This window comes from Autumnicola psychrophila (assembly GCF_031846645.1).
Taxonomy (GTDB): Bacteria; Bacteroidota; Bacteroidia; order Flavobacteriales; family Flavobacteriaceae; genus Autumnicola; species Autumnicola psychrophila.
In genome coordinates this window covers 32151-57599 of sequence record NZ_JAVRHN010000009.1, presented here as the reverse complement: position 1 = coordinate 57599, position 25449 = coordinate 32151, and the positions used below count along the sequence as shown (strand labels likewise).

Sequence of the window (25449 nt, the reverse complement as noted above, 5' to 3'; positions counted from 1 at the left end):
TATGGCTAAGTATACAAGATTAGAAGTAGCATCAGTAATGAAAGAGTCGGGGATGGTTCCTCTGTTTTTTCATTCTGATGTAGAACTGGGGAAAAAAGTCCTAAAGGCCTGTTACGATGGTGGAGCCCGACTTTTGGAATTTACCAGTCGTGGGGATTTTGCCTTTGAGGTTTTTGGAGAACTTAACAAATATGCTCTTAAGGAGCTACCTGGAATGATATTGGGAGTGGGTTCTATAACCGATGCAGCAGCAGCATCCCTTTATATGCAGCTGGGTGCAAACTTTATAGTAACCCCTGTTTTAAGGGAAGATATTGCTATTGTATGTAATCGTCGTAAGGTATTGTGGTCTCCTGGTTGTGGATCACACACAGAAATTACCCGTGCTGAAGAACTGGGATGTGAAATAGTTAAACTGTTTCCCGGAGATATTTACGGACCGCAGTTCGTTAAAGGTGTAAAAGGACCCAGTCCATGGACGAGCATTATGCCTACAGGAGGTGTTTCTCCTACTGAAGAAAACCTGAAAGGCTGGTTTGATGCTGGAGTTACCTGTGTGGGAATGGGTTCTAAATTAATTTCTAAAGATATTCTGGCAAGTAAGGATTTTGATAAGCTGCAAAAAGCAGTAGAAGAAACCTTATCGTTGATTAAGCGACTTAAAAAATAGTGCAATAATTAATTTAAATTTTATCGGCAATGGACAATTGATCTTGTCCATTGCCGGTTTATAAGCATAAGCTTATACTATAATCTGGAACACTAAGTGAAAACGAAAAAAAGTCATAAAGGAAAAGTAGTCACTTTTGGTGAAGTGTTAATGCGCTTATCCCCTACTGAAAACCGGAAATTACAGCAGGCTTCAAATCTGGACTTTTTTTTTGGAGGAACAGAAATGAATGTGGCAGCTTCCCTTGCTTATTTGGGAGTTGAAGTGCAACATGTAACAAATGTTTCTAAAGATTTTGTGGGCGAATCTGCAATTGCAGCTTTACGTAAATTTGGGATTGACGTTTCAGCGGTTAAAAAAGTAGATCACCCATTGGGAATTTATTTTCTCGAGGTAGGATCTGCAATGCGTTCCAGCCAGATTTCCTATAACAGACTTCATAGTTCCTTTGCCAATATTACCGCCGAGAGTGTCGATTGGGAAAATATTCTTGAAGATGCAGATTATTTTCACTGGGCAGGAATATCTCCTGCAGTTTCAGAGGGTGCTTATCAAACCTTAAAAAGAGGCCTGGAAATCGCCAGGGAGAAGAAGATCACTGTAACAACAGATCCCGCATACCGGAGTAATCTCTGGAACTATGGGCGGAAAAGTAATGATGTTTTATCAGAACTCATAGATCTTTCCTCTGTGTTTATTGGTGGTGTTAATGAAATAAATGAAATTTTGGAATCTGATTATGCTTTTGATGAAGAAGGTTTTGTTGTTGCCAGTAAAGCACTTATTACTGCTCACCCTTCGATTAAAAAGATATTTGATAAAGTACGGACCAGTGTAAGTTCCTCATGGCAAAAAGTTTATGGACGTGCCTGGACCGGAGAGAAATATTTACAAAGTGAAGAACTGGAAGTAAGGGATGTTGTGGACAGGATAGGAACAGGTGATGCCTATGCGGCCGGAATATTATATGGGTTGCAATTCTTTGATGATCAACATGTACTTAATTTTGCCAATGCAGCCTGTGCTTTAAAACACACCCATGTTGGAGATGCCAATCTGGTAAGTGTCGAGGAAGTGGAGGAGGTAGTTAATGGTAATGTGAGCGGAAGGATTAAAAGATAATAAATACAGCAAAAAAATAAAAATATGAGAAGTAGCATGAGTGCTTCATTTCTTGTTGTACTGGTGGCATTATTGCTGACAGGCTGCGAAAAAAGTGGAAACATTCGGGTAATCAAATTGGGGCATGGTTTGGATGTTAGTCATCCGGTTCATAAGGCTATGGTTTTTATGGGCGAACGTCTTAAAGAAAAGTCAGACGGAAAAATGCTTTTGGATATTTATCCAAGTCAGCAGTTAGGGTCTGAACGAGAATCCCTGGAGCTGCTTCAGATTGGAAGCCTGGGGATGACAAAAGTGTCTACCGGAGTGATGGAAAATTTTGCACCCGGACTAAAAGTATTCGGATTACCATTCCTTTTCAAAGATCGTGAACACCGTTTTAATGTTCTGGAGGGAGAAATTGGAGAGCATTTTTTAAATGCCAGCATCGATAAACGGCTAAAAGGTCTCACCTTCTACGATGCAGGAAGCCGTAGTTTTTATAGTAAAACCCCGATTGATAGCCCTGAAGATCTTGAAGGACTTAAGCTAAGGGTAATGGAAAGTCAAACCGCTATAAATATGGTGAAACTCTTAGGAGGATCGCCTACTCCTATTGCGTGGGGGGAGCTATATACCGCTCTACAACAGGGGATAGTTGATGGTGCAGAAAATAATTTACCCAGCTTTTACCTTTCAAGACATTATGAGGTATGTAAATATATTGTCCTGGATGAACACACGGCGTTGCCTGATATACTGGTAATAGGAACTCCTGTATGGAATAGTCTTTCAGAACAGGAACAAGTTTGGTTAAAGGAAGCTGCTATGGAATCTTCAGAATTTGAAAAGGAGATTTGGCGTGAGGCAGAGCTGGAGGCACTCGAGGAAATACAGAAGGCTGGCGTAAAGGTTATCGAAACAGATAAAGATGCATTCAAAGAAAAGGTACAGCCAATGTATGAGGAGTTTAAGGAGAATCCTGAAATGAGAGAAGTAATTGAAGCTATTCAATCTTTAAATTAAATTAATGAAAACAAAAATGGATAAAACCTTAGGGGGTATTTTGGTTCTCCTAATGGTTCTGATGGTATTGTCTGTATTATGGCAGGTTTTTTCCCGTTATTTACTTGATTCAGCAAGTTCTTTTACAGAAGAATTGTCTCGTTACCTTTTTATCTGGATTGGAATTTTAGGAGCAGCATACGCTTCGGGACAGCAAACTCATTTGGCTATTGATATTTTACCTCCAAAACTGAGTCCGGTAAACAGAGTGAGGCTACGTATTGGAATTAATATTCTCATCATCCTGTTCAGCTTAACTGTTTTGGTTATAGGAGGAGGGAATCTTGTTTATGTAAATTACCTGCTTGGGCAGTATTCAGCAGCTCTTAATTTACCACTTTCTTTCGTGTACATCGTGGTTCCATTAAGTGGCATACTGGTTATTTACTATAAAGTCAATGAAATAATTTATCCGAAAAAATATTTAGTATGATGTCAGAGGTTTTAATTCTCGTAGTATCCTTTGTTGTCCTTTTGGCGATTGGAGTTCCGGTAGCCTGGTCTATTGGTATCTCCTGTATACTCACAATCCTGGCATCTATAGATTCTTTGGCTGCCTTTACTACTGTTGCACAGCGAATGGCTACAGGTCTGGATAGTTTTTCTCTGCTGGCCATTCCGCTCTTTATTCTGGCCGGCCAAATTATGAACCAGGGAGGAATAGCCAACCGACTTATTGATTTTGCCAAAGCGCTCATGGGGGCGCTTCCAGGTGGATTAATTTATGTAAATGTAATTGCCGCTATGTTGTTTGGAGCAATTTCTGGATCTGCAGTGGCTGCCACTTCAGCGATGGGAGGGATTTTAGGTCCGGCTATGAAACGAGAGGGCTATTCAAACGAATTTGGAGCGGCCGTTAATATTACAGCGTCCACTACGGGGCTGGTAATTCCGCCATCCAATGTGCTAATCGTTTATTCCCTTGCCAGTGGAGGTGTTTCTATTGCTTCTTTATTCCTGGCAGGATATCTTCCGGGAATTTTAATGGGACTTGCTTTAATGCTCGTGGCTGCAGTTTGGATCAAAAAGAAGAAATATCCTGCTGGTGAACGAAGTAGTTTTAAACATATAATGACAACTTTTCTGCATGCCTTTCCCAGCTTACTGCTATTGGTAGTCGTAATAGGAGGAATAGTAACAGGTATTTTTACTGCAACAGAAGCTTCAGGAATCGCAGTACTATATACTTTAATACTTTCTTTTATAAACCGGGAGTTAAAGGTGAGTAGCTTATACAGTGTTTTTCTTGGGTCGGTAGGTACAACAGCAATTGTAATGCTGCTTATAGCAACATCAATGAGTATGTCCTGGGTAATGTCGTATGAAAATATACCTCAGGCTGTTAGTGATAGTTTGTTAAGCCTGAGCGATAATATATTTGTAATTCTGCTTATCATCAACTTATTACTGCTTTTTGTTGGAACCTTTATGGACATGACTCCGGCGGTTCTGATTTTCACGCCTATTTTTCTGCCTGTGGTAGTTGCATTGGGTGTAGATCCTGTTCATTTCGGAATAATGATGGTAATGAACCTTTGTGTGGGGCTTTGTTCACCACCTGTGGGTGCTGTTTTGTTTATAGGGGTAAGTGTTGCAAACACAACTATTCAGAAAGTAATAAAACCCCTCTTGCCGTTATATGTGGCTATGTTTATCGTATTGCTGCTAGTAACCTTTATACCAGAAATTACCCTATGGCTTCCAAGTCTATTTGAATAATTAAAATGATATTTTAAAATGGAAAAAATAAAAAAGAAAAGCTTAAACAGAGAGACTGCAGGCATTACTGAGAAATTACCTATTAAAGTTATCCAATATGGAGAAGGGAATTTTTTAAGGGCGTTTGTAGATTATGTTATCGATAAGCTTAATAAAAAAGCCGACTTTAATGCAGGGGTGGCGGTTATTCAGCCGTTAGCAGTTGGTATGGTAGATGTTCTGAATGAACAGGATGGCCTTTACAACCTTTTTATGAAAGGTATAAAGAAAGGCAAAGAAATCCAGGAACAGGAGACCATATCCTGTATTCAGAAAGGGATTAATCCGTATGAAGATTATCAGGTTTACCTCGATCTGGCAAAAGAAGAACAACTTGAATTTTTAATTTCCAATACGACTGAAGCTGGGATTGCCTTTGATGAAAATGATACTCTGGAAGGATACCCTCACAGCAGTTTTCCGGCAAAGGTAACTGCTTTGCTTTACAAAAGGTTTCAGCATTTTAATGGAGCTAAAGACAAGGGGCTTAGCATAATTCCTTGCGAACTTATAAACTACAATGCAGACGCTCTTAAAGAAATGATTTTGAAGTATGCGTCGCTATGGAAACTGGAGGACAAATTTATTAGCTGGATTAAAGATCATAACGATTTTCATAATACACTTGTAGACAGGATAGTTCCCGGGTACCCAAAGGACGATATCGATGCTTACCAGGAGAAGCTGGAGCAGGAGGATAAATTAATCGTGTCTGCTGAAGTATTTTTGTTATGGGTAATTGAAGGAGATGAGAAGCTGAAGTCTAAAATACCTTTTGATAAAATAGATGAAAATATTCTTATTGTTGACGATTTACAGCCTTACAGAACTAGAAAAGTACGTATCCTAAATGGTGCACATACTACGATGGTGCCTTTCTCCATTCTCTATGGAAATGAAACCGTTAAGGAAACTGTAGATCATGAATTCACTGGAAAATTCATTAGTGAAGCTGTATTTGAAGAGATAAATCCTACTCTTGAACTTTCAGAAGAAGAATTAAATTCCTTTGCTGAAGAAGTTTTTGACAGGTTTAGGAATCCGTTTATTAAACATCAGCTTTCAAGCATTGCGCTTAATTCCATTTCTAAATTTAAGGTTAGAGTCCTGCCAAGTCTTCTTACTTTTCAGGAAAAGTACAATCGATTACCCTTGCGCCTTACCTTTGCGTTTGCTTGTTTAATAAGGTTTTACAAAGGGGAGTGGAATGGTGAAATTCTGCCCGTAAAAGATGATGAAAAAACCACTTCTGAATTAAAACAAGCCTGGGAATTAAATAGCTACAATGAAATTGCGGAGAGGGTACTCAAAAATGGCAATTTTTGGGATAGAGATCTAACCGAAGTTCCACAATTGAAGGAGAAAGTTGCATCTGCCCTGGAGCTTATTGATCATAAAGGGATAGAAGAAGGATTTAAGATATTTTCGGAGCGATCTGAATAAGATGAAAAAGGAGAAATTATGAAAAGTAAATTGATAAAAGTACACCCCGAAGATAATGTTGCCATTGCATTGGTGGATTTATGGCAGGGTGATACGGTAAATTTCGAGGGAGAAGATATATTTATTACAAGCGATACAAAAGCCAAGCATAAAGTTGCCATGGTAGATTTTGCAGCTGAAGATAAGATCTATATGTATGGTGTTTTGGTAGGTAAAGCTACTGAAGAGATTAAAAAAGGCGGAGTTCTAACGGTAGACAATGTAAAGCATGAAGCGAATACTGCTTATGGGAAAACAGAAACTACCGCGTGGAATGCCCCCGATATCTCCAAATGGAAAGACCGCACTTTCAATGGGTACCACAGACCTGACGGGCAGGTAGGAACAAAAAATGTATGGTTGTTTTTTCCGCTGGTTTTTTGTGAGAACCGGAACATTGAGCTCTTAAAGGATGTTTTTGAAAACGAACTCTCTTTTCATAAATCCAGTAAGCAAAGATTATTGCTGCGTAGCCTTATTCATGGTACAGATTCTGAAGCAATGGCAGATGTCGAACCTGAGGAAAGTAGCATATTTGACAATGTTGAAGTCAAATTTATTACGCACCAGGGTGGATGTGGTGGTATACGGCAGGATTCTGCTTCTTTGGCACGATTACTCGCGGGGTATATAAATAATCCCAACGTGGCCGGTGCAACCGTTTTAAGCCTTGGGTGCCAGAACCTTCAGATAGATATCTTTAAAAGTGCTTTAAAGAGAATAAATTCTGATATTCAAAAACCCGTACTTATTTATGAGCAACAGCAAATGGGAACGGTAGATGATATGATGAATACGATCATTAAAGAATCTTTTGCTGAAATAAAAAAAGCAAACAAGATTCCGAGAGAACCGGCTCCTTTATCTAAACTGAAGTTAGGGCTGGAATGTGGCGGATCTGATGGATTTTCAGGTATATCTGCAAACCCGGCTTTGGGTTATGCCTCAGATTTATTATCGGCATTAAAAGGTTCCCCAATACTTTCTGAATTTCCGGAGTTATGCGGAATTGAGCAGGAATTGGTAAACCGTTGTGTGAATGATGAAATTGCAGACAGGTTCATTTCACTTATCCGCGCATTTGAAGATTCTGCAATTGCTGCCGGTTCCGGATTTGATATGAATCCTTCTCCCGGAAATATAAAAGACGGACTTATTACAGATGCGATGAAGTCTGCCGGAGCGGCTAAAAAAGGTGGAACTTCACCTATTGAAGATGTGCTGGATTATGGCGATTACGTTACCAAACCAGGCCTCAATTTACTTTGTACTCCCGGTAATGATGTTGAAAGTACAACAGCCATGGTTGGAGCCGGTGCAAGCGTAGTGGTTTTTACTACCGGCCTGGGAACACCAACAGGAAATCCTGTGGCACCTGTGATAAAAGTTTCCTCAAATTCTACCCTGGCCAGATCTATGCCAGATATTATTGATATTGATTCCGGTGGAGTGATTCGGGGAGAAAAGACTATTGAAGAAATGGGAGAAGAAATCCTTGAATATATAGTTAAAGTGGCCAGTGGAGAAGAAGAATCCAAAGCAGATCAATTAGATCAGGATGATTTTATCCCCTGGAAACGTGGAGTTTCTTTATAAATAGAAAAAAAATGGAGCCAGGAAAGAAGGTTGTACGTGCAGGAATAGTAGGATCGGGATTTGCTGCCCGGTTCCATTTTGAGTCGTTACAGCGTGTGTATGGAGTAACGGTGGAGGTGGTAGGAGCCTATTCCAGGAATCCTGAAAATTTAAAAAAATTCTCAGAGGAAAAAGGGGTAAAAGCCTTCCCCACCCTTCAGGATCTAACAGCAGCATCAGATATTCTGCATTTATGTACGCCGCCGGTTACTCACGAACCTCTGGCTATTCAAATTTTACAGGAGCATAAAAATGTTATTATCGAAAAGCCTTTAACGGGATATTTTGGTGATGATGAAGAAGATTTTTCCGGAGATGATTTTCCGAGGGAAAAGGGACTGGACCAGGCCTTGCGGAGTATCAAAAATATGCTCGAGGCCGAAAAACTGAGCAAAGGGGCAATTATGTATGCCGAAAACTGGATTTATGCACCTGCAATTCAAAAAGAACGGGAAGTTATAGAAAAAACCCAAAGCCAGGTCTTATGGATCCAGGCACAACAATCACACTCCGGTTCACATTCCTTAGATTATGGGAAGTGGAAACGCTCTGGTGGAGGCTCTTTAATGGGAAAAGGTTGTCACCCGCTTGCCGGCGCTCTTTATCTAAAATATGTGGAAGGCAAAGCAAGGAATGGAAAACCTATTCGTCCTAAAACCGTAACCTGCAGAGTGCATGCAATTACCCGAATGCCAAATTATAAGAATGAAAAACATCTCAAAGATTCATATACAGATGTTGAAGATTACGCCTTAACTCACATAGTTTTTGAAGATGGAACGGTTGCCGATATAGTAGCCAGTGAACTGCTGCACGGCGGTGTAAAAAATTACCTGGAAGTTCATGCCAGTAACCATAGAACGGTATGTAACCTTACTCCTAATAATGCAATGCAAACCTACAATCCTGTTGAAGAAAATTTTGAAGACATTTATGTTGTAGAAAAAACCGGAACAAAACAGGGTTGGTCTAATATTTCTCCAGATGAAAGCTGGTTTAATGGTTATCATCATGAAATGGAAGCTTTCTATAGATCTTTAGCTTATGGCGAGACTCTGGAAAGCGATAGCAGTCTTGCTGCAGACGTTATAGCAACTATATATGCAGCATATCTTTCAGCGGAAAGAAATGGAAGTGAAGTGGAAATCCCTTCAGTTTTATCTTAAATCCCGCTAATTGTTTATCTAATCTAATTTTGAGAATTTCGAAGGAAGATTATGGATTTCCATTGATCATTTCGCGAGTCCGGGAATAATTGTGTAAATTAGAGTAATTGGCTTTCAGAATTTCCGGAAGAGAATTTTATTCCAGCCGGAATCTATCTTTTAATACTCTTGACTTTTTTACTTGAGGTAAAATTATGTTGAAAAATTAAAAAATTTCCGATTATGCCGATTTTTCGCTTTTTAGTATAATTCCGAAATCAAAAAATAAAAAAATGTTCAGTTTAAAAAATAAAGTAGCAGTAGTAACAGGAGGAAACGGTGTTCTTGGTGGGGCAATAGCAAAGGGCCTGGCAAAGAATGGAGTAAAAGTAGGAATTCTTGGTAGAAGTGAAGATACCGTTCAAAACCGTGTGGACGAGATAAAAGCCGAAGGAGGTGAGGCTTTTTCGCTTGTCGCAGATGTCCTGGACAAAGCAAAACTACTTGCTGCCAAAGATGCCATTCTCAAAGAATATGGAACTATTGATATTCTCGTAAATGCTGCCGGTGGAAACGTTAAGGGAGCGACCATTACGCCAGATCAATCTATTTTTGACCTGGATCTGGATGATTTCGATAAGGTAAATCACCTTAATTTTAAAGGTACTGTTTTACCAACGCTCATTTTTGGAAAAGGGATGGTAGAACAGAAAAATGGAAGTATTATAAATATATCCTCTATGGCTGCTGAAAGGGCGCTAACGCGGGTGATGGGATATGGAGCGGCTAAAGCTGCAGTAGATAATTTTACAAAGTGGCTTTCCGTAGAAATGGCGCAGAAATATGGCGATGGAATCCGTGTAAACGCTATTGCTCCGGGATTTTTCATAGGAGAACAAAACAGGGATTTTCTGCTTAATAAAGATGATAGCCTTACCTCCAGAGGCCAAACAATTATTAATAATACTCCCATGAAACGTTTTGGAAAACCCGAAGAGCTTCAGGGGGTTGCAAACTGGCTCGCGGGAGATGAGGCCGCTTTCGTTACAGGCGTTGTTATTCCTGTAGATGGAGGTTTTGGTGCGTTTAGCGGAGTTTAAAAAATATTGGTTATGGGAAAATTAGGGAAATATTCATTTGGAACGGGTGATAGATTTGAAAAAGAAGGACGTGCGCAGCTAAAGGCTGTTCTTAAGATGAAGGATTTAGGGGTTGAGGTGACCCCGGTCTGGAACAAATCCAATCGCGAACATGAAACGGTTGGAACCAAGCCTGCCAGTACCCGCGAAGAGGCAGACAAAGCGGTGAGCGCTTTAAATTATTCAGGAGATTATCTTGTGGATGCAGATCATATCAATCTTGAGAATGTTGATCCATATATACCCGTTAGTGATTTTTTCACGATAGATGTAGCCGATTTTATAGGTAAGGAAGCTTTAAAAAATGATAAAGAAGAATTTCTTGAATTTTTTCAGAAGTATTTGAAGGAGTTTAAAATAGAAGGAATAAAATCGAAAATTGCCATTTCTGAAGCTCAGTTAAAAGGAATGCTGAACAATTTTCTGTTTGCGATGAAGAAAGCAGGAGAGGTTTATGATCATATTAAAGCTGAAAAAAAAGAAGAATTTTTTACTGAAGTTTCTATAGATGAAGTGGAAGAGCCGCAATCTCCTGTAGAACTTTTCTTTATTCTCGCTGCATTGGCCTTTTATAAAGTGCCGGTGAACACTATTGCTCCAAAATTTACCGGAGAATTTAATAAGGGTGTGGATTATAGAGGAAATTTGGAACAGTTTCAAAAAGAATTTGAAGAGGATCTTTTAGTGCTGAAATTTGCCAAAAAAGAGTTCGGACTTCCGGAAAATTTAAAACTCAGTGTACATAGCGGCAGCGATAAATTCTCTATTTACCCGATTATGCAGAAACTTATCAGTAAGCATGATTCTGGATTGCATTTAAAAACCGCCGGTACTACCTGGCTGGAGGAGTTAATAGGTTTGGCAGAAAGTGGGGGTGAGGCCTTCGATTTCGCAATAGATATTTATACTGAAGCGTTAGAACGTTATGATGAGCTCACCAAAGATTATGTTTCTGTACTTTCTATAAATCATGACAAACTTCCGGCTGCAGATAGCTTCAAAAATGGAAATGAGTTTGCAGATGCCTTACGTCACGACCAAAAGTCTGATGCCTATAATGACAATTTTCGACAACTATTACATTGTGCTTATAAAGTTGCTGCTGAAAAGAAAGATTTTCCAAAGTTGTTGGATAAATACCGTGATAAAATTGAAGATAATGTTACCCACAATCTCTTCAAAAGACATTTGAAGCCTCTTTTTACATAATTTAAAAGTATATCATTATAGAAATTATAATTAATCACCGAATACCTGTAAAAAAGTCTTCTGCCTAATATGCCAAATTTCGGCAACGATTATGTACTGTAACATTAGCTTCTTAAAATTGGCATTTTCAGGGGAGTTCTTATCATATACAATGCGGGTGAAATGAGATGTGTAGTCTTTAAATCTGAGTATCAGTTCTTTTGTCTAGAGTTTACAATTACCATTATCATTAATTCCGGTTTCCTTCATAACCGGTTCTTCTTCAGGTGAATTTAATTTTGTCAACTTCCTGTACTAAAGGATATTTTAAGCATGAGTTACGTTAAACATTTGCTTAATTTAAAAGCATATCCTACTCTCTTCACTATTTTTGATATTTTTACTTCATTAGGAATTGTTTAATCCCTTTTGATGTAGCTATATGTAATGATAGAATTATGAAATCAATTGTTTCTGAGAATAAGGATGATTTTAACCGAAAAGCAGCACAACTTCAGCTTGATTTCCGGCAAATGTGGGAAGAAACAGATGTGCCTTTCTATACTTGCGACAAAGAGGGTTACCTTACCTTTTTTAATAAGGCAGCTGTAGCGCTCTGGGGAAGAACACCGGAAATAGGTAAGGATCTCTGGTGTGGCTCGGGGAAAATCTATTATCCAGATGGCCAACAGATGCCATGGGAAGCACATCCCCTGAACCAAATCCTTCGCGGAAGAATTACGCCCGAAAGACAAAAAATAAGGATAAAAAGACCAGATGGAACGATGCGGTACCTGCTCACTAATCCAAAGCCTATTTTTGATGCTAATAAAAACCTGATGGGTGCACAAAATGTTCTTATTGATATTACCGGAGAGAAAGAGGACGAGATAAAGCAAGCAACATTATCTGCTATTGTGGAATCATCAGACGATGCTATTATTAGCAAAGATTTAGGTGGTATCATTACGAGCTGGAATCAGGGTGCCGAAAAGATTTTTGGATATTCTGAAAATGAAGTTTTGGGTAAGTCTATAACAATTCTTATTCCCCCGGAAAGAATGAAGGAAGAGGAACTTATTATTAATAAAATAAAAAGTGGCCAAAAGCTAGACCACTTTGAGACCATCCGAATGACAAAAGACGGCAGAGAATTAGTGATATCACTTACTGTTTCTCCCGTCAAGGACAAAAATGGCAATATTATAGGCGCATCAAAAATAGCCAGGGATATCACTGCACAGGTAAAGGCACAGTCCGAAATTAAAAAACATACAAGGAATCTGGAAATCTTGAATTACATAGGAAGAAACATCTCCAGGAGTATGGATATTCAGGCAATCCTTCAGCAGGTTACAGATGCCACAACGAAACTTACCGGTGCTGCTTTTGGGGCTTTTTTCTATAATAGCATTAATGAGCAGGGAGAGGCTTACAAGCTATATACACTGTCCGGGGCTCCCAGAGAAGCTTTTGAACACCTCGGTATGCCACGTAACACAGAAATGTTTCACTCCACATTCTACGGAAAAGAAGTTATCCGTGTAGCTGATGTAAAAAAGGATAAACGATATGGACATAACAAACCTCTTTCGGGCATGCCTGAAGGTCATCTTTCGGTATCGAGTTATATGGCCGTACCCGTGATATCTGCATCTGGATCTGTGATTGGGGGATTATTATTTGGCCATTCTGAAAAAGGAATATTTAAGGCAGAACACGAAGATTTGGTACTAAATATAGCATCCCAGGCAGCCATTTCCCTGGATAATTCTAAACTTTTTGAACAAGTAAAAAGTCTTAGTGCTAAAAAGGATGAATTTATTGCTCTGGCCAGTCATGAGTTGAAAACCCCCTTGACTACCATTAAAGGTTACCTCCAGTTACTGGGGCAGAAAGAATCTGATCCATTGTCTGAGCGATTTCTGAATAAATCTATAAGCCAGGTTAACAAATTAAATACCCTTGTTGAAGATCTTTTAAACATGTCCAGGATCGAAGCGGGAAAGCTAGATTATAATATTGAAGTCTTTGACCTTAAAGAAATGCTTAGAGATATAGCAGAAACTTTTAGTCACTCCTGTAAGTCACACCAGATTATTCAAAAAATATCTGAAGTTTCGGCTTTGGTAGAAGGAGATAAACAACGTATTGAGCAGGCGGTAAATAATTTTTTAACCAACGCCGTCAAATACTCTCCTGGGGCTAATAAAGTTTTCCTGACGCTTGAAGTAGGAGAGAGAACGGCAAAAGTTAAAATACGCGATAAAGGCATTGGGTTAACCAAAGAGCAACAAGATCAGGTATTTTCGAGATTTTACAGAGCTGAAAATACAAAAGGCATTAGTGGATTAGGATTAGGTCTTTATCTTACAAAGCAAATCATTGACCGCCACAGCGGGAAGATAGAAGTGAAGAGCGAAGAGGGTAAGGGATCGGAATTTTCATTTACTCTGCCTCTAAAGAAAAAACAGTAGGAATTCCTTAATTAATCTTTAACGATTCTTTTAAAATTTTTATTTCTATACATGCGTATTTTTACACCATGAAGCAGATTTTTATTGTAGAGGATGACGATGATATCCGCGAATTATTAGAGTATCTCCTTATGAGCAGGGAATATAAGGTACAGAGTTTTGCCACTGCAGAAGGATTTAAATCTTATTTACCTCAGGAAGATCCAGATCTTATTCTATTGGACATCATGTTACCAGACGGTAATGGACTAGATATATGCAGAGACCTTACTCTTAGCTCAAATAAAAATCACATTCCCGTCTTCCTAATGTCCGCACATGAAAATCCCAGCAGGAACAAAGAAGTGGGAGCTGTAGACTTTATTTCAAAACCTTTTGATTTAAATGATCTTTGCTCAAGAATTAGTAAGCAGCTGGAAAGTTAGCAGCTTTTTATAGGTGAAATTTATCTTTTTCAAAGAAATTTTTTTAAGGTATTCCAGGAAATCTTAGGACACCCAAAGTTTTCAGAATAACTTAAGTTTATTTGTAGATTTTGATCTTCTCTAAAAATATCATTTAGTTTAATGGCCAATTCATCCAAATCACCTGTTGTCCCCGCTAAGTTATTTCTGCCATTTATTCTTATCACTTCTCTATTTGCACTGTGGGGTTTTGCAAATGCAGTAACAGACCCCATGGTGCAGGCTTTTAAAAAAGTTTTGGAGTTAAGTAATTCCCAGGCGGCATGGGTGCAAATGGCGTTTTATGGCGGATATTTCTGTATGGCACTGCCGGCAGCGCTCTTTGTGAGGAAATATTCCTATAAAACAGGTGTCTTGATCGGGTTAGGATTATATGCTGCAGGGGCGCTTTTATTTTATCCCGCGGCCACATCAGAACAATTCTGGTTCTTTTGTCTTGGCTTATATATTCTGACCTTTGGTCTCGCTTTCCTGGAAACTACTGCAAATCCTTATATACTTTCCATGGGACCGGCGAAAACTGCGACGCAACGGCTAAATCTGGCGCAAGCTTTTAATCCAGTAGGATTGTTGGCCGGATTACTGGTTGCCAAGTTTTTTATTCTGGATAAGTTACGATCAGATGATATTGCGAATTATTCTCAATTAGAGGAGGTACAGAAAACTATTATAAGAACAACAGATTTAATGAGTATCCGCGATCCCTATGTTGGACTGGGTCTTGTGGTACTTATAGTCTTTATTCTTATTGTCGTGAACAAAATGCCACAAGCGAAAGAGGATGGAGGCATTCCGCCATTATCCGAAACCTTTTCGGCCTTGGCCGGGAACAAGCGTTACTATTTCGGGGTATTCACGCAAATTATGTATGTTGGCGCACAAATTATGTGCTGGACCTACATTTATCAGTATGCCGAATCTATAAATATCTCCAGTAGTGTGGCTGCCAATTATCAGTTGTCTGCATTTGTGCTTTTTACAGCGGGACGTGCCATAGGAACATATCTTTTAAAATTTATGGACCCCGGGAGACTTCTTGGTATTTTTGCAGTTTTGGGTGTGCTGAGTTGTACAACAGTGATTTTTGTTGAAGGAACAATTGGTCTTTACAGCCTTGTAGCTACTTCTTTATTTATGTCTGTTATGTTCCCCACCATTTATGGTATAGCACTGGAAGGTTTAAAAGAGGAAGAATCTAAAATAGGAGCTGCGGGATTGGTAATGGCTATTGTGGGTGGCGCATTAATGCCGAAATTACAGGGAATGATCATAGACCTGGGAGGTGCTGCTGTAGACGATTATGATATTTTAGGTGTTTCTGAAGTCAACTTTTCTTTTATTTTACCTGTGCTGTGTTTTGTTCTAATTATGATCTATGGCTTCTGGGCATCAAAACAGAGGATTGATATTCAGAACTGAATAGTTATAATCTTCATTGATATAAATAATACTGAATTCTGTTGGGAAATTTTTAAAGCACTTAAAGTCATTGTTCCCAAAAAATATATTTTAAATCACTTTTTAGAAAATCTGAATCAGCGTGTCCATCGTAAAGCTGTAATTATTAAGACAATTTAAAAGGAGATGTGTGATTTCGATTATTTTTTTTGTAGTATGAGCAATATAGTGTCTCTTGCACTGATATTATCAACAGAAATTCTATAATTTTATTTCAAACCAATCATCGAATTATGAGTAATTCAAATTATTCTCAAATTAGCGAACTTTTACATCAGGAAACCTATTTAGGCAACGGAGAGCTGAAAACCTGGAATGGTAAAAAAGATGAAGTGCACTCCACGATTTCTTCAACTTCTGAATATAGTAAAACTTTATTGGGCACTATACCACATATGGATGAAGCCACGGCTTTGGAAGTTCTGGATCATGCCTGTAAAGCTTTTGACAAGGGCAAAGGAACCTGGCCGACAGCGAAAGTTTCCTTCAGGATTAAGTGTATGGAAAAGTTTGTGGAGCAGATGAAAACCAAACGGGAGGAAGTGGTGAAATTGCTTATGTGGGAGATTGGAAAATCTTTACCAGATTCAGAAAAGGAATTTGACCGTACCGTGGAGTACATTTACGACACCATAGAAGATTATAAACAACTGGACCGCAATAGCGCTAAATTTTCAAAGCGCGATAACGTAAATGCGCATATTCGTCGTGGGCCATTAGGAGTTGTGTTGTGTCTTGGACCATATAATTATCCTCTTAATGAAACATTTGCTTTACTCATTCCCGCGGTGATTATGGGTAATACGGTTATTTTTAAACCCGCTAAACATGGGGTACTGCTTTTATCTCCGTTATTGGAAGCGTTTAGAAACAGTTTTCCTCCGGGAGTGGTGAACGTGATTTACGGCAGGGGAAGAGAAGTGGCTGCGCCAATTATGAAAGATGGTAGGATTGATGTTTTGGCGTTAATAGGAAACAGCAAATCTGCTATTGCCTTACAGGATCAGCACCCGCATAAGAACAGGCTGAGACTTGTTCTGGGGCTTGAAGCAAAAAATCCTGCAATTATCCTTCCCGATGCGGACCTGGATTTGGCTATTGCGGAATGTATCTCGGGAACTTTATCATTTAACGGACAGCGTTGTACTGCACTTAAGATTATTCATGTTCATGAAGATATTCGAGAAGAATTTAATAAACGTTTTGCTCAAAAAGTAGACGAACTTAAATTCGGAAATCCGTGGGATGAAAAAGTACAGCTTACTCCGCTACCAGAACCCGATAAACCACAATATATCCAGGAGTTAATTACAGATGCCAAAGAAAAAGGTGCCGAAATCCTGAATGCTAAAGGTGGACAGGTTTCTGAAAATTATATTTTTCCGGCGGTGCTTTATCCGGTGACGCAGGATATGCGGGTGTACCAGGAAGAACAATTTGGACCTGTAATTCCAATAAAACCGTTTAATTCTATTGAAAAATTACTGGACGAAATTGCCGACTCAAATTACGGCCAGCAGGTAAGTTTGTTTGGAAAGGATATTGAGCAGATCGCTCCGCTTATTGATACGTTGGTAAACCTTGTTTGCAGGGTGAATTTAAATAGTTCCTGCCAGAGAGGACCAGACGTTTTTCCATTTACAGGAAGAAAAGATTCTGCTGTAGGGACATTGAGCGTCCATGATGCGCTAAGATCGTTCTCCATACGAACATTTGTTGCTTCCAAGGACAACCCTTATAACAACGATATCCTACAGAAATTACTGGCGAGTAAAGAATCTAATTTTGTAAATACAGATTATATTCTGTAACTCTCAAATTTCTTCAGTAATTTTTAACTGAAGAAATTATTATATCATAAATTATTAATACCGGAAACTGAAGGGCGATAATTGCCTTTTTCAGCTTCCGGTTTTTTTTGCTGAAAAAGAAATACTGAAGATTTCAGTTTCTGTTGGTTTTCTTGTGAAAAATGTAGGGGTACCTATGAGTGTGAAAACCCTGGTGAAGTTACTTATTTACCTATTTTCAGCATTTTAAGCTGATGAAGCTCCAAAAACCTGTATTTTGGCTCTATTTCACCGGTTTTGTGCTTTCCGAAGCTTTAATTTTCTATAAAGGGGCTTCATTATGGCTTGGATTGCCTTTTTTTAATGATCATTTCCCGCTTTTGGTGCTTGTAAGTTCTTTAATATTAGTTTCAGTAGGAATATTGCTGTTCAAAAATATACGTTCCTGAGATGACAGGTTAAAAATGGCAATTTTCGGCCTGTAGTAAGGAATATTCAGTGTTTGCTGAAGAAAAGTTTTTATTAAATTCCGCAGTTGTTACAGCCTTCTCTTTTTTCTGAATCCTTAGAGGCGGAAAAATAATTACCTGGGAAAAAAGGGAGCCGACGATTCCGTAGAGAACTAAAGGGAGTTCTTGCTGACCTTGTTCCTTCTTTAATATTATTTATTTTCATTATTAAAGAATAAGCCACTATTAATACTACGAGTATTTCAAGAGCACCAATTAGATAAATATATGTCAATCTGTTTTCTTTATTTTGGTTTTGGACCAAATTACTATCGGCGCAAAGTTGATCTATTATTCCTGTCTCGTTTGCCGTTTTTGGACATATTTATCATAGAAATAACACGATTTTAGCTTTATATAATAATTATTTTTTAATATTAGAATAATACTCTTGGCCTTCTTTGAAATTAGATAATCCGAATTAAAAATAGAAATAGATCAATTCTTCCATGAAGGAGTTGAATCTAATAAAATATAAAATTAAAAATACAAGATGGGAATTTCTGTAACTGCTTTACCTGTAGAGGACATTATTAAAGATCTTTCGCAACAATGGGAGATACCTATAGATAACGACAGTGGTGAATTAACTATTAAAGTGCCGGAAGTACTTGGAGAAGGTTTTATTCAAGGGACAAGTTTTGATTCTGGAATCGGGGTTATTGAATATAACTGTACTTTTTTTAGCGATTATGAAATCACATTTATAAAGAAAGAAACTCACCCCCTTAAGTTTATTTTTTGTTCAGAAGGTGAGGCAGATCATGGCTTTAATGAAGATAATGACAGGCACACTATTGAGACCTATCAGAACGTAATAGTTTCGAGCAGTGGAGAAAACGGTCATCTTCTTAAGTTTAAGGCTAATAAAAAGGTACATGTAACCAGCATAGAGATCATGCGAAGCATTTTTAATCGCCGGCAAAATCATCATTATAAAGGAATTCCTTCAGATTTAAAGACTTTATTTGAGGACTCTGTTGCAGAGAAAAAATTTTTCTATCAGGGTCACTATAGCATGAGATCTGCAGATATTGTTGAGGAAATACATCAAAAGGAACTTGACGGTTTTTTGAGGTCACTTTTTGTTGAAGCAAAGCTCTATGAGATGTTAACACTTCAAATCCGTCAATATAAAGATGATAATCAGGTAGATAACCTTCCGCAGATCCTAAGAAAATCTGATGTAGAAAAAGTAGAAAGAGCCAGCAGGATAATTAATGATGCCCTAAACCAGAATTACTCTGTAGAGCATCTGGCGAAAGAAGTAGGGACTAATGTAAATAAACTTCAGGAAGGTTTTAAACATTTATATGGACTCACTGTAAACAAATATGTACAACAGGTAAAACTGGATGCATCCAAACAAATGTTGACGACATCAGATCATAATATTTCTGAAATCGTTAACCTAATAGGGCTGAACAACCGAAGCTATTTTTCTAAAATTTTTAAAGAAAAGTATGGTGTAAGTCCAAGGTATTTTTTGAAATCGTATAAGGACAAAGGGGAAGAGGATCTTAAAGATTAGAATTTTTTATCTTTCTTCTTCTGATTTTGCTTTGCTGGTATCTTTGTGCTGCTGATTTCCTTCGTTTCCCTGCTGTCTTTTCTCCAGAGAGTTCAGCAGCGATCCATGCCCGTAGATAATTGCAATGTCACCTTCCTTAACTTCTGTTGTACCTGTCGGCGCTCCCGTAAATTCTCCATTAGCCCTTTTTATGCCTAGCACCAAAAGGCCTTCTTTGTCGAGTTCTAAATCTTGAAGACATTTTCCTGTGATCCAGTGTGATTCTAAAGCTTTTATTTCCGTCACCCGGTAGTCTCCTTCTAAGTTTAAAAGGTTATAATAATCCCTTACATCCAGCTGGGTATATTTACTTAGCGCCTTATTAATTAGAACCGACAATTTTTTGTCAATCCATTTACTTTGAGTCAGGAAAATAAGGAGGATTAAACCTGAAAACAGCACCAGTACTTCAAGAGAAAGAAAACCGGAACCTTCCAGAGAGATAAAACTAAAGATAGCTGAAGATACAGTAGTGATGATTCCGGCGTTTCCAAGAAAGATAAGAAGCGTTAAAATTTTTCTTCTAACAGGATGGTTTACGACCATTTCTGATTCTTTAGTCGTAAAGCCGACTCCCATAAAGGCAGAGCGAGCCTGGAATTTTGCCGTTTCTTTCGACATGCCTGTATGAATCAATGCTAACGTAGCTATACGCGTAGCCAGAATCGACAGGGAAATAATTATTAATAAAGAAATAATTGCTGTCACCTAAATTATTTTTTAGCGAAGTAAGATAAAAAGATTTATCCAAAGAAGGTGGTGCAGGGAAAGTGGATTGAACCCAACAATATAAATTTCATTTTAACCAGAACTCGTCTTCCCATTCTTCAGCGGTTTTACTTTCCTGGTGGATTTCTTCAATTTTTGCTAATTGTGCAGGAGTCGCGATCTCCTGTATTTCCTGAAATAAAACACGCTCTTCATATCTTATGTGGCTTTGAAGTTCCTCTTCAATTGCCTGCAAAGCAGATTTAACTTCTACTGCTTCGTTAAATAGGTCTTTCAGCCTTCGGTGTTCTGTAATTGCTTTTCTTACCAGATCATTTTCCCTTCCAAGAATTGGAAAGATGTGCTGTTCTTCAGTATCAAAATGAGGAATGAGATGGTATTGCCAGAACCAGTCGGTGTAATTTTTCATTCGTTCAAGATCAATATTCTTTTTAAAACCTTCTCTGAGTTTCCAGGAAAGTAGTAATCCGTAATGGTGTTGCCGGCTAAGTGGTATTAAAGCTTTATGGCGTTTAAGTGGCTTTTTCATGGTTGCTTTTACTAGCTGATAAAATAAGTAATGCTGTCGTGAAATTCAACACAAAGTACCTAAACCTTAGTTTGAAACTTCAAGATTAATTGCTGCCACTATTTCTTCATTATCTACGTCCAGTCCTTCCTGCTGGTGAACCATAACCCCATCTTCGTCAAAAGCACTTATAATGTTGGAGTGTGACAAATCTATGGGTGATATTTGCTTATTGCTAACAGCAAGCACAGCAGTAATTTCCCGTTGTCTCCGGAAGTTCCTCTTAGGGATTTCCATTGGGTGTTTTGCACAAAGTTTTCTTTGGAGAATGGCTTTAATCGCTGAGGTATTTCTGTTTCAGGATCTATGCTTACCATTATAAATTTTACTTTGTCGAGGTCCTTTTCAGCTACCTGTTTTTCAATATTCCTCATATCAGCAACCAATCTTGTTCAGGCAGTCTTGCAGGGCATATAGATCATCACCATAACAAGAACTTTTCCCTGTAGATTCTTCAGTTTAATCTGTTCGTTTTCTTAAAGTGAACCTTACCAGGCAACAAGTAGCGATCTCACCGGTCTCAGGGTCGAAATCGTAATAGGGGCAACAAAATTCCTTCAGAAGAAAGAAGAATTTTAAAATTTTCCGGCGAAAAGTACACAGATAACAGGATAGATCCGGATCGGCACGCGACTATAACTGATATACCTGTTTCTGCTTAAAAAAATGTTATAATTTCTGTCTAAAAACCTTTACCTGATTTTTTCTGTTATCTTGACTCATCAAGATTTTTAAGTACAACAATAAATAATGATCGACGTAAATGAACCATCGGGATTCCTGATATGTCTTCTAATCCTGTTTTGTGCAGTTTTATTAAGGTATTTGCTGGCTGCAGGATTTTTCTATTACTACTATTTTGTATGGAACTCGGGCAGGTTTCAGGAAAGAATATTAAGTCGCAGAAAATTAAGAAAGGACCAGCTAAAGAAGGAAATTGGCTGGAGCGTTATCTCTTCGGCGATATTTGCCATTTTTGGGGCATGGACGTATTGGCTTTGGCAGAACGGATATACAGCTATCTATCTAGATCCTGCTGAGTTTGGCTACTGGTACCTTCCGGTGAGTTTGCTGGTGATATTGTTTATTCACGAAACCTATTATTACTGGGTACACAGGTGGATGCATCATCCCAAAATATTTAGAAAAGTACACAAAGTTCATCATGACAGCCTTACACCAACTCCGTGGACTGCTTTTTCTTTTCATCCATGGGAATCTTTGCTGGAGGCTTTAATTTTACCCGCAATTCTTCTTCTAATTCCTGTTCATTTTGCTGTCCTGGGAGTATACCTGTTGTTAATGACCTTAAGCAGTGTAATAAATCATCTGGATATTGAAATTTATCCTGAATCTTTTCAGAATAGCAAATTTGGAAAGCATTTTATTGGAGCAACCCATCATCATTATCATCATGAAGAATTTCAGACAAATTATGGACTCTATTTTACTTTTTGGGATAAATGGATGAAGACTGAAAGTTCAAAAATGGAGATTTCAGAAGCTGCTAAGGCTAAGACTTCAGGTAGGTGAAAAAAATAAGGAGTTGAAATGTTTATCGTCTTTCTGCTAACTCCACATCTTCCTAAAAATTAAATATTCCGTAAAGGTTAAATACTCTTAAGCCGTTTGAGGTTCTCCTTATTACTTAACCTTTAAGGTAACTTAAAACTGCGAAAACGTATACTGAATTGTTTTGTTTCAGTTATTAAAGAAGAAATTATGGAAAGTACCTCGGAATAGCACTTAAAGGATATGCATTTTTCGAAAAATTTGAAGAAAGAATAAGGACTTCACAAAACTCACATTTTTTAAAAAGCCATTGTACTAAAAGAAGATAAAGCTGCAGAAATCCTTTATAATCAAAACAGATTTTAAAGGAAAGGTACTACACCAAAAAGATTTCAGAAAACACTTTTTGGTGAGGGCGGAGTCCAGGGAACAGATGATGAAACACACCCTGTAGATCATATAACAGAAAATTTTGTGAAAATCTGGAGAGAATCAGTATGAGCCTTTTCCCTGCCGTTCCAAAAAGCCGGTTCAAGATCAACAATATTCAGAAGAAAAATTAAACCGGTTGGTGACATTCTTCATTTCTATTTGGTTGTTACGAAACAAATAAACCTTTTTATCATTATCAGTTATAGCTTTAAGTCCTCAGTAGTGCTATTCCTCTTTTTTTTTATTTTTTCTGTAACATATGTTTAGTACGGGATTAACGTAGAGCAGTAGAGCATTATTTTAACTTGAGCTCTAGTAGAAGGTGCTCCCCAAAAAAGATAATCAGGCTTCTATCCATTCTTTTTGAAGTATAATTTAAAAAATGTCTATATGATAAGTACAAAGATTCACGGTTATTTGGATTACATGATGGGGGTATTATTAATTGCTTCTCCCTGGATTTTCAATTTTCCCGGTGGGGCGGCAACAACTCTTCCAATCGTTCTGGGGGCAGGGACAATAATCTACAGCCTCTTGACGAAATACGAATTAGGAGCTTTTGGTATTATTCCAATGAAGGTACATCTGGGGATAGACATGGTTGCAGGAATTTTTCTCGCGACCGCTCCCTGGATTTTTGGATTTGCTAATGAGGTCTATCTTCCGTTTGTAATATTGGGAATAATAGAAGTAGGGGCAGTTTTGCTCACAGAAAAGAGGGAACCCACTGTAAGAAGAACAACAACTTAACAGTAACAGTCTGAAGATTATTTATTAACCATTCTAAATTTATTTAAACATGTTTTATCACGACGGAAAATTACAGTACGATGTAAAGGTTGACAAACCTAATCCACAATTTGCAAAAATGTTGCAGCAGGCAATCGGCGGCATAGAAGGAGAAATGAAAGTATGCATGCAATATCTTTTCCAGGCCTGGGGCGCCAGAGGACCTGAAAAATACAGAGATATGCTTCTGGAAACAGGCACAGAGGAAATGGCTCATATTGAACTGCTGGCAACAGCAGTGGCACTAAATCTTGAGGGTGCGACCAACGATGTAAAGGATGAAGCTGCAAAAGATCCCTTTATGGAGCAAATTATGGGCGGTGCCAATCCCAGGCATATACTTTCCAGCGGAATGGCTGCAATGGCAGTAGATAGTAATGGAGTTCCATTTAATGGCTCCTGGGTGGTAGGTACAGGAAACCTGGCTGCCGATATGTACGCCAATGTAATGGCAGAATCTGCAGGTAGAGTTCTCGCCACAAGATTATGGAAATCAACTGACGATAAGGGAATGAAAGATATGCTATCCTTCTTAATTGCGCGGGATACAATGCACCAGAATCAGTGGCTCGCGGTGCTGGAAGAATTAGGTGGGCCAGAAGGAGTGCACCCAATCCCAAATAGCTTTCCTCAGGAAAAGGAAAATCAAAACTTTAATTACAATTTCCTTTCCACCCACATAAATGGTGATTCCAAAGCACATGGTAGGTGGAGTGAAGGTAAATCTATAGATGGAAAAGGTAGTTTTTCTTTTGAAAAAGCAACACCCCAGGGACGTAAACCAGATTTAGGAGCAGCGCATCCTGCAGGGTTTGCCCAAAAGGAACAAATGATGGAAAACGATTCTTTTATCAAATCTGCATTTAAGAAAATAAAGGATTGATTTGCTGTTTAGGAGTTGAAGGAATACAATCCAGTCCAAAGCTAAAAATGCCCGAAATTTTTCTCGGGCATTTTTAGTTTTTCTATCTTTAGAATTCAAGGGCATCCAATTGTGAAATTGGCTTACTCTTCATGGGTTTCGTAAAACTTTTTCTGAATTTTAGACTGAAGACTTTTAGGTATTACCCGGCGGGTAAAAGTCATTACTTTATTTGAAGCTCCGGGAATATGTGTACGTTCATTTTTCATCAAAGCATCATAACCTTCTTCAGCTACTTTTTCAGGAGATTCCATTAATTTATCTTTATGTGCCACCACATTTGTATTTTCCATGTCACCCCTGGAGAAGAAATTTGTGTCCGTTGGTCCCGGGCATAAACAGGTAATAGTCACAGCGCTACCCATATCTTCCAGTTCTGTAGCCAAAGCTTCAGAGAAAGAGACTACAAAAGCTTTTGTGGCGTGATATACGGCAAGCAGCGGCCCCGGCTGGAATCCGGCTACAGAACCTAGATTAAGAATTCGTCCTTCATCTCTTTCCACCATTTCCTTCGCATAGAGTTTGGTGAGTTGCGTAAGTACCAGGACATTGAGATGAATTAATTCTGAATCTTTTTCTTTAGGAATATCTACAAATTTTCCCCGTTGTCCTATTCCGGCATCATTAACTAAAATGTTTACTGTACGTTTCGTTTGCTTTACTTCGTTATAGACTTCCATTGCAGCTCCATCGCTGGCAAGATCTTTTTTAATAGTAAATACTTCTATATTGTGCTTTTTCTGAAGTTCTTCTGTAACTTCTTTTAATTTTTCCTCGTTACGCGCTACTGCTATAACATCATACCCGTTGCTTGCAAATTTGTTGGCAAGTGCTCTGCCTATTCCGCTTGTTGCTCCGGTAATTAATACTGTTTGTTTCTCGTTTTTTTCCATAACATTCTTTTTTTAAAATTGTATTCCCTTTAAGTTAAGTAGCTCCCATCTATCTCTGTTTTAAGAATATCATAAAAGATGTTTTAACCTTATTAAAGGTGGTAAGAATTGGCAAAAAATTTCGAAATATTTTTGACTTTGAACAATAATTAT

General features: G+C 38.3%; 22 protein-coding genes. 18 read left to right on the top strand and 4 right to left on the bottom strand.

The window, feature by feature from the left end:
* Position 1 precedes the first annotated feature (1 nt).
* From RM541_RS12570 to RM541_RS12500, 15 genes are all read left to right on the top strand, one after another.
* A complete protein-coding gene (locus tag RM541_RS12570; RefSeq protein WP_311500494.1) occupies positions 2-670 on the top strand; it encodes a bifunctional 4-hydroxy-2-oxoglutarate aldolase/2-dehydro-3-deoxy-phosphogluconate aldolase in 669 nt (222 codons plus the stop codon).
* A gap of 96 nt (positions 671-766) precedes the next feature.
* Positions 767-1792: a sugar kinase gene (locus RM541_RS12565; protein ID WP_311500493.1), complete on the top strand. Its 1026-nt coding sequence runs from the start codon at positions 767-769 to the stop codon at positions 1790-1792.
* A 24-nt stretch (positions 1793-1816) separates the two neighbouring features.
* Positions 1817-2797: a TRAP transporter substrate-binding protein gene (locus tag RM541_RS12560; RefSeq protein WP_311500492.1), complete on the top strand. Its 981-nt coding sequence runs from the start codon at positions 1817-1819 to the stop codon at positions 2795-2797.
* A gap of 4 nt (positions 2798-2801) precedes the next feature.
* Entirely contained in the window at positions 2802-3269 is a 468-nt protein-coding gene (locus tag RM541_RS12555) for a TRAP transporter small permease (protein WP_311493279.1), read from the top strand.
* Entirely contained in the window at positions 3266-4555 is a 1290-nt protein-coding gene (locus tag RM541_RS12550; RefSeq protein WP_432264565.1) for a TRAP transporter large permease, read from the top strand. Before RM541_RS12555 ends, RM541_RS12550 begins: the two co-directional genes overlap by 4 nt.
* An 18-nt stretch (positions 4556-4573) precedes the next feature.
* Positions 4574-6037: a tagaturonate reductase gene (locus RM541_RS12545; protein WP_311500491.1), complete on the top strand. Its 1464-nt coding sequence runs from the start codon at positions 4574-4576 to the stop codon at positions 6035-6037.
* Between the two features lie 18 nt (positions 6038-6055).
* Positions 6056-7672, top strand: coding sequence for a UxaA family hydrolase (locus RM541_RS12540; RefSeq protein WP_311500490.1), 1617 nt, complete (start codon positions 6056-6058; stop codon positions 7670-7672).
* Positions 7673-7683: 11 nt separating this feature from the next.
* A complete protein-coding gene (locus RM541_RS12535; protein ID WP_311500489.1) occupies positions 7684-8877 on the top strand; it encodes a Gfo/Idh/MocA family protein in 1194 nt (397 codons plus the stop codon).
* A 272-nt stretch (positions 8878-9149) separates the two neighbouring features.
* Positions 9150-9956 (top strand): SDR family oxidoreductase, encoded by an 807-nt coding sequence (locus RM541_RS12530; RefSeq protein WP_311500488.1) that lies wholly within the window; start codon positions 9150-9152, stop codon positions 9954-9956.
* Between the two features lie 12 nt (positions 9957-9968).
* Positions 9969-11204 carry a tagaturonate epimerase family protein gene (locus RM541_RS12525; protein ID WP_311500487.1) on the top strand — a complete coding sequence of 412 codons (1236 nt, stop codon included), beginning with the start codon at positions 9969-9971 and terminating at the stop codon, positions 11202-11204.
* 437 nt (positions 11205-11641) lie between these two features.
* Positions 11642-13660, top strand: a complete 2019-nt coding sequence (locus tag RM541_RS12520; RefSeq protein ID WP_311500486.1) for a sensor histidine kinase — start codon at positions 11642-11644, stop codon at positions 13658-13660.
* Between the two features lie 68 nt (positions 13661-13728).
* Positions 13729-14085 (top strand): response regulator transcription factor, encoded by a 357-nt coding sequence (locus RM541_RS12515; protein ID WP_311500485.1) that lies wholly within the window; start codon positions 13729-13731, stop codon positions 14083-14085.
* 141 nt (positions 14086-14226) lie between these two features.
* The gene (fucP, locus tag RM541_RS12510; RefSeq protein WP_311500484.1) at positions 14227-15543 is read left to right on the top strand and encodes an L-fucose:H+ symporter permease; all 1317 of its coding nucleotides are present in this window, start codon (positions 14227-14229) and stop codon (positions 15541-15543) included.
* 272 nt (positions 15544-15815) lie between these two features.
* Positions 15816-17393 carry an NADP-dependent glyceraldehyde-3-phosphate dehydrogenase gene (locus RM541_RS12505; RefSeq protein WP_311500483.1) on the top strand — a complete coding sequence of 526 codons (1578 nt, stop codon included), beginning with the start codon at positions 15816-15818 and terminating at the stop codon, positions 17391-17393.
* 981 nt (positions 17394-18374) lie between these two features.
* Positions 18375-19412: a helix-turn-helix domain-containing protein gene (locus RM541_RS12500; protein WP_311500482.1), complete on the top strand. Its 1038-nt coding sequence runs from the start codon at positions 18375-18377 to the stop codon at positions 19410-19412.
* 6 nt (positions 19413-19418) lie between these two features.
* Here the strand turns inward: RM541_RS12500 and RM541_RS12495 are convergent, their stop codons facing one another.
* The 3 genes from RM541_RS12495 to RM541_RS12485 form a co-directional block, all read right to left on the bottom strand.
* Positions 19419-20159 carry a TrkA C-terminal domain-containing protein gene (locus RM541_RS12495; protein ID WP_311500481.1) on the bottom strand — a complete coding sequence of 247 codons (741 nt, stop codon included), beginning with the start codon at positions 20157-20159 and terminating at the stop codon, positions 19419-19421.
* 88 nt (positions 20160-20247) lie between these two features.
* On the bottom strand, positions 20248-20709 hold the full coding sequence (locus tag RM541_RS12490; RefSeq protein WP_311500480.1) for a hemerythrin domain-containing protein: 462 nt from the start codon (positions 20707-20709) through the stop codon (positions 20248-20250).
* A gap of 66 nt (positions 20710-20775) precedes the next feature.
* The gene (locus RM541_RS12485; RefSeq protein WP_311500479.1) at positions 20776-20985 is read right to left on the bottom strand and encodes a hypothetical protein; all 210 of its coding nucleotides are present in this window, start codon (positions 20983-20985) and stop codon (positions 20776-20778) included.
* 513 nt (positions 20986-21498) lie between these two features.
* Here RM541_RS12485 and RM541_RS12480 point away from each other — a divergent pair.
* The 3 genes from RM541_RS12480 to RM541_RS12470 all read left to right on the top strand — a co-directional run bounded on the left by RM541_RS12480 (position 21499) and on the right by RM541_RS12470 (position 24364).
* Positions 21499-22281, top strand: coding sequence for a sterol desaturase family protein (locus RM541_RS12480; RefSeq protein WP_311500478.1), 783 nt, complete (start codon positions 21499-21501; stop codon positions 22279-22281).
* Between the two features lie 801 nt (positions 22282-23082).
* Positions 23083-23442, top strand: a complete 360-nt coding sequence (locus tag RM541_RS12475) for an SPW repeat domain-containing protein (RefSeq protein ID WP_311500477.1) — start codon at positions 23083-23085, stop codon at positions 23440-23442.
* Between the two features lie 49 nt (positions 23443-23491).
* Positions 23492-24364, top strand: a complete 873-nt coding sequence (locus tag RM541_RS12470; RefSeq protein ID WP_311500476.1) for a manganese catalase family protein — start codon at positions 23492-23494, stop codon at positions 24362-24364.
* 122 nt (positions 24365-24486) lie between these two features.
* Here RM541_RS12470 and RM541_RS12465 read toward each other — a convergent pair whose 3' ends face one another.
* The gene (locus RM541_RS12465; RefSeq protein WP_311500475.1) at positions 24487-25296 is read right to left on the bottom strand and encodes an SDR family NAD(P)-dependent oxidoreductase; all 810 of its coding nucleotides are present in this window, start codon (positions 25294-25296) and stop codon (positions 24487-24489) included.
* Positions 25297-25449 lie beyond the last annotated feature (153 nt).

What these genes read in the sequence shown, in the direction of transcription:
- RM541_RS12570 (WP_311500494.1), top strand. Translation starts at nt 2, where the DNA reads ATGGCTAAGTATACAAGATTAGAAGTAGCATCAGTAATGAAAGAGTCG.
- RM541_RS12560 (WP_311500492.1), top strand. Translation starts at nt 1,817, where the DNA reads ATGAGAAGTAGCATGAGTGCTTCATTTCTTGTTGTACTGGTGGCATTA.
- RM541_RS12555 (WP_311493279.1), top strand. Translation starts at nt 2,802, where the DNA reads ATGAAAACAAAAATGGATAAAACCTTAGGGGGTATTTTGGTTCTCCTA.
- RM541_RS12550 (WP_432264565.1), top strand. Translation starts at nt 3,266, where the DNA reads ATGATGTCAGAGGTTTTAATTCTCGTAGTATCCTTTGTTGTCCTTTTG.
- RM541_RS12545 (WP_311500491.1), top strand. Translation starts at nt 4,574, where the DNA reads ATGGAAAAAATAAAAAAGAAAAGCTTAAACAGAGAGACTGCAGGCATT.
- RM541_RS12540 (WP_311500490.1), top strand. Translation starts at nt 6,056, where the DNA reads ATGAAAAGTAAATTGATAAAAGTACACCCCGAAGATAATGTTGCCATT.
- RM541_RS12535 (WP_311500489.1), top strand. Translation starts at nt 7,684, where the DNA reads ATGGAGCCAGGAAAGAAGGTTGTACGTGCAGGAATAGTAGGATCGGGA.
- RM541_RS12530 (WP_311500488.1), top strand. Translation starts at nt 9,150, where the DNA reads ATGTTCAGTTTAAAAAATAAAGTAGCAGTAGTAACAGGAGGAAACGGT.
- RM541_RS12525 (WP_311500487.1), top strand. Translation starts at nt 9,969, where the DNA reads ATGGGAAAATTAGGGAAATATTCATTTGGAACGGGTGATAGATTTGAA.
- RM541_RS12520 (WP_311500486.1), top strand. Translation starts at nt 11,642, where the DNA reads ATGAAATCAATTGTTTCTGAGAATAAGGATGATTTTAACCGAAAAGCA.
- RM541_RS12515 (WP_311500485.1), top strand. Translation starts at nt 13,729, where the DNA reads ATGAAGCAGATTTTTATTGTAGAGGATGACGATGATATCCGCGAATTA.
- fucP (WP_311500484.1), top strand. Translation starts at nt 14,227, where the DNA reads ATGGCCAATTCATCCAAATCACCTGTTGTCCCCGCTAAGTTATTTCTG.
- RM541_RS12505 (WP_311500483.1), top strand. Translation starts at nt 15,816, where the DNA reads ATGAGTAATTCAAATTATTCTCAAATTAGCGAACTTTTACATCAGGAA.
- RM541_RS12500 (WP_311500482.1), top strand. Translation starts at nt 18,375, where the DNA reads ATGGGAATTTCTGTAACTGCTTTACCTGTAGAGGACATTATTAAAGAT.
- RM541_RS12490 (WP_311500480.1), bottom strand. Translation starts at nt 20,709, where the DNA reads ATGAAAAAGCCACTTAAACGCCATAAAGCTTTAATACCACTTAGCCGG.
- RM541_RS12485 (WP_311500479.1), bottom strand. Translation starts at nt 20,985, where the DNA reads ATGGAAATCCCTAAGAGGAACTTCCGGAGACAACGGGAAATTACTGCT.
- RM541_RS12480 (WP_311500478.1), top strand. Translation starts at nt 21,499, where the DNA reads ATGATCGACGTAAATGAACCATCGGGATTCCTGATATGTCTTCTAATC.
- RM541_RS12475 (WP_311500477.1), top strand. Translation starts at nt 23,083, where the DNA reads ATGATAAGTACAAAGATTCACGGTTATTTGGATTACATGATGGGGGTA.
- RM541_RS12470 (WP_311500476.1), top strand. Translation starts at nt 23,492, where the DNA reads ATGTTTTATCACGACGGAAAATTACAGTACGATGTAAAGGTTGACAAA.
- RM541_RS12465 (WP_311500475.1), bottom strand. Translation starts at nt 25,296, where the DNA reads ATGGAAAAAAACGAGAAACAAACAGTATTAATTACCGGAGCAACAAGC.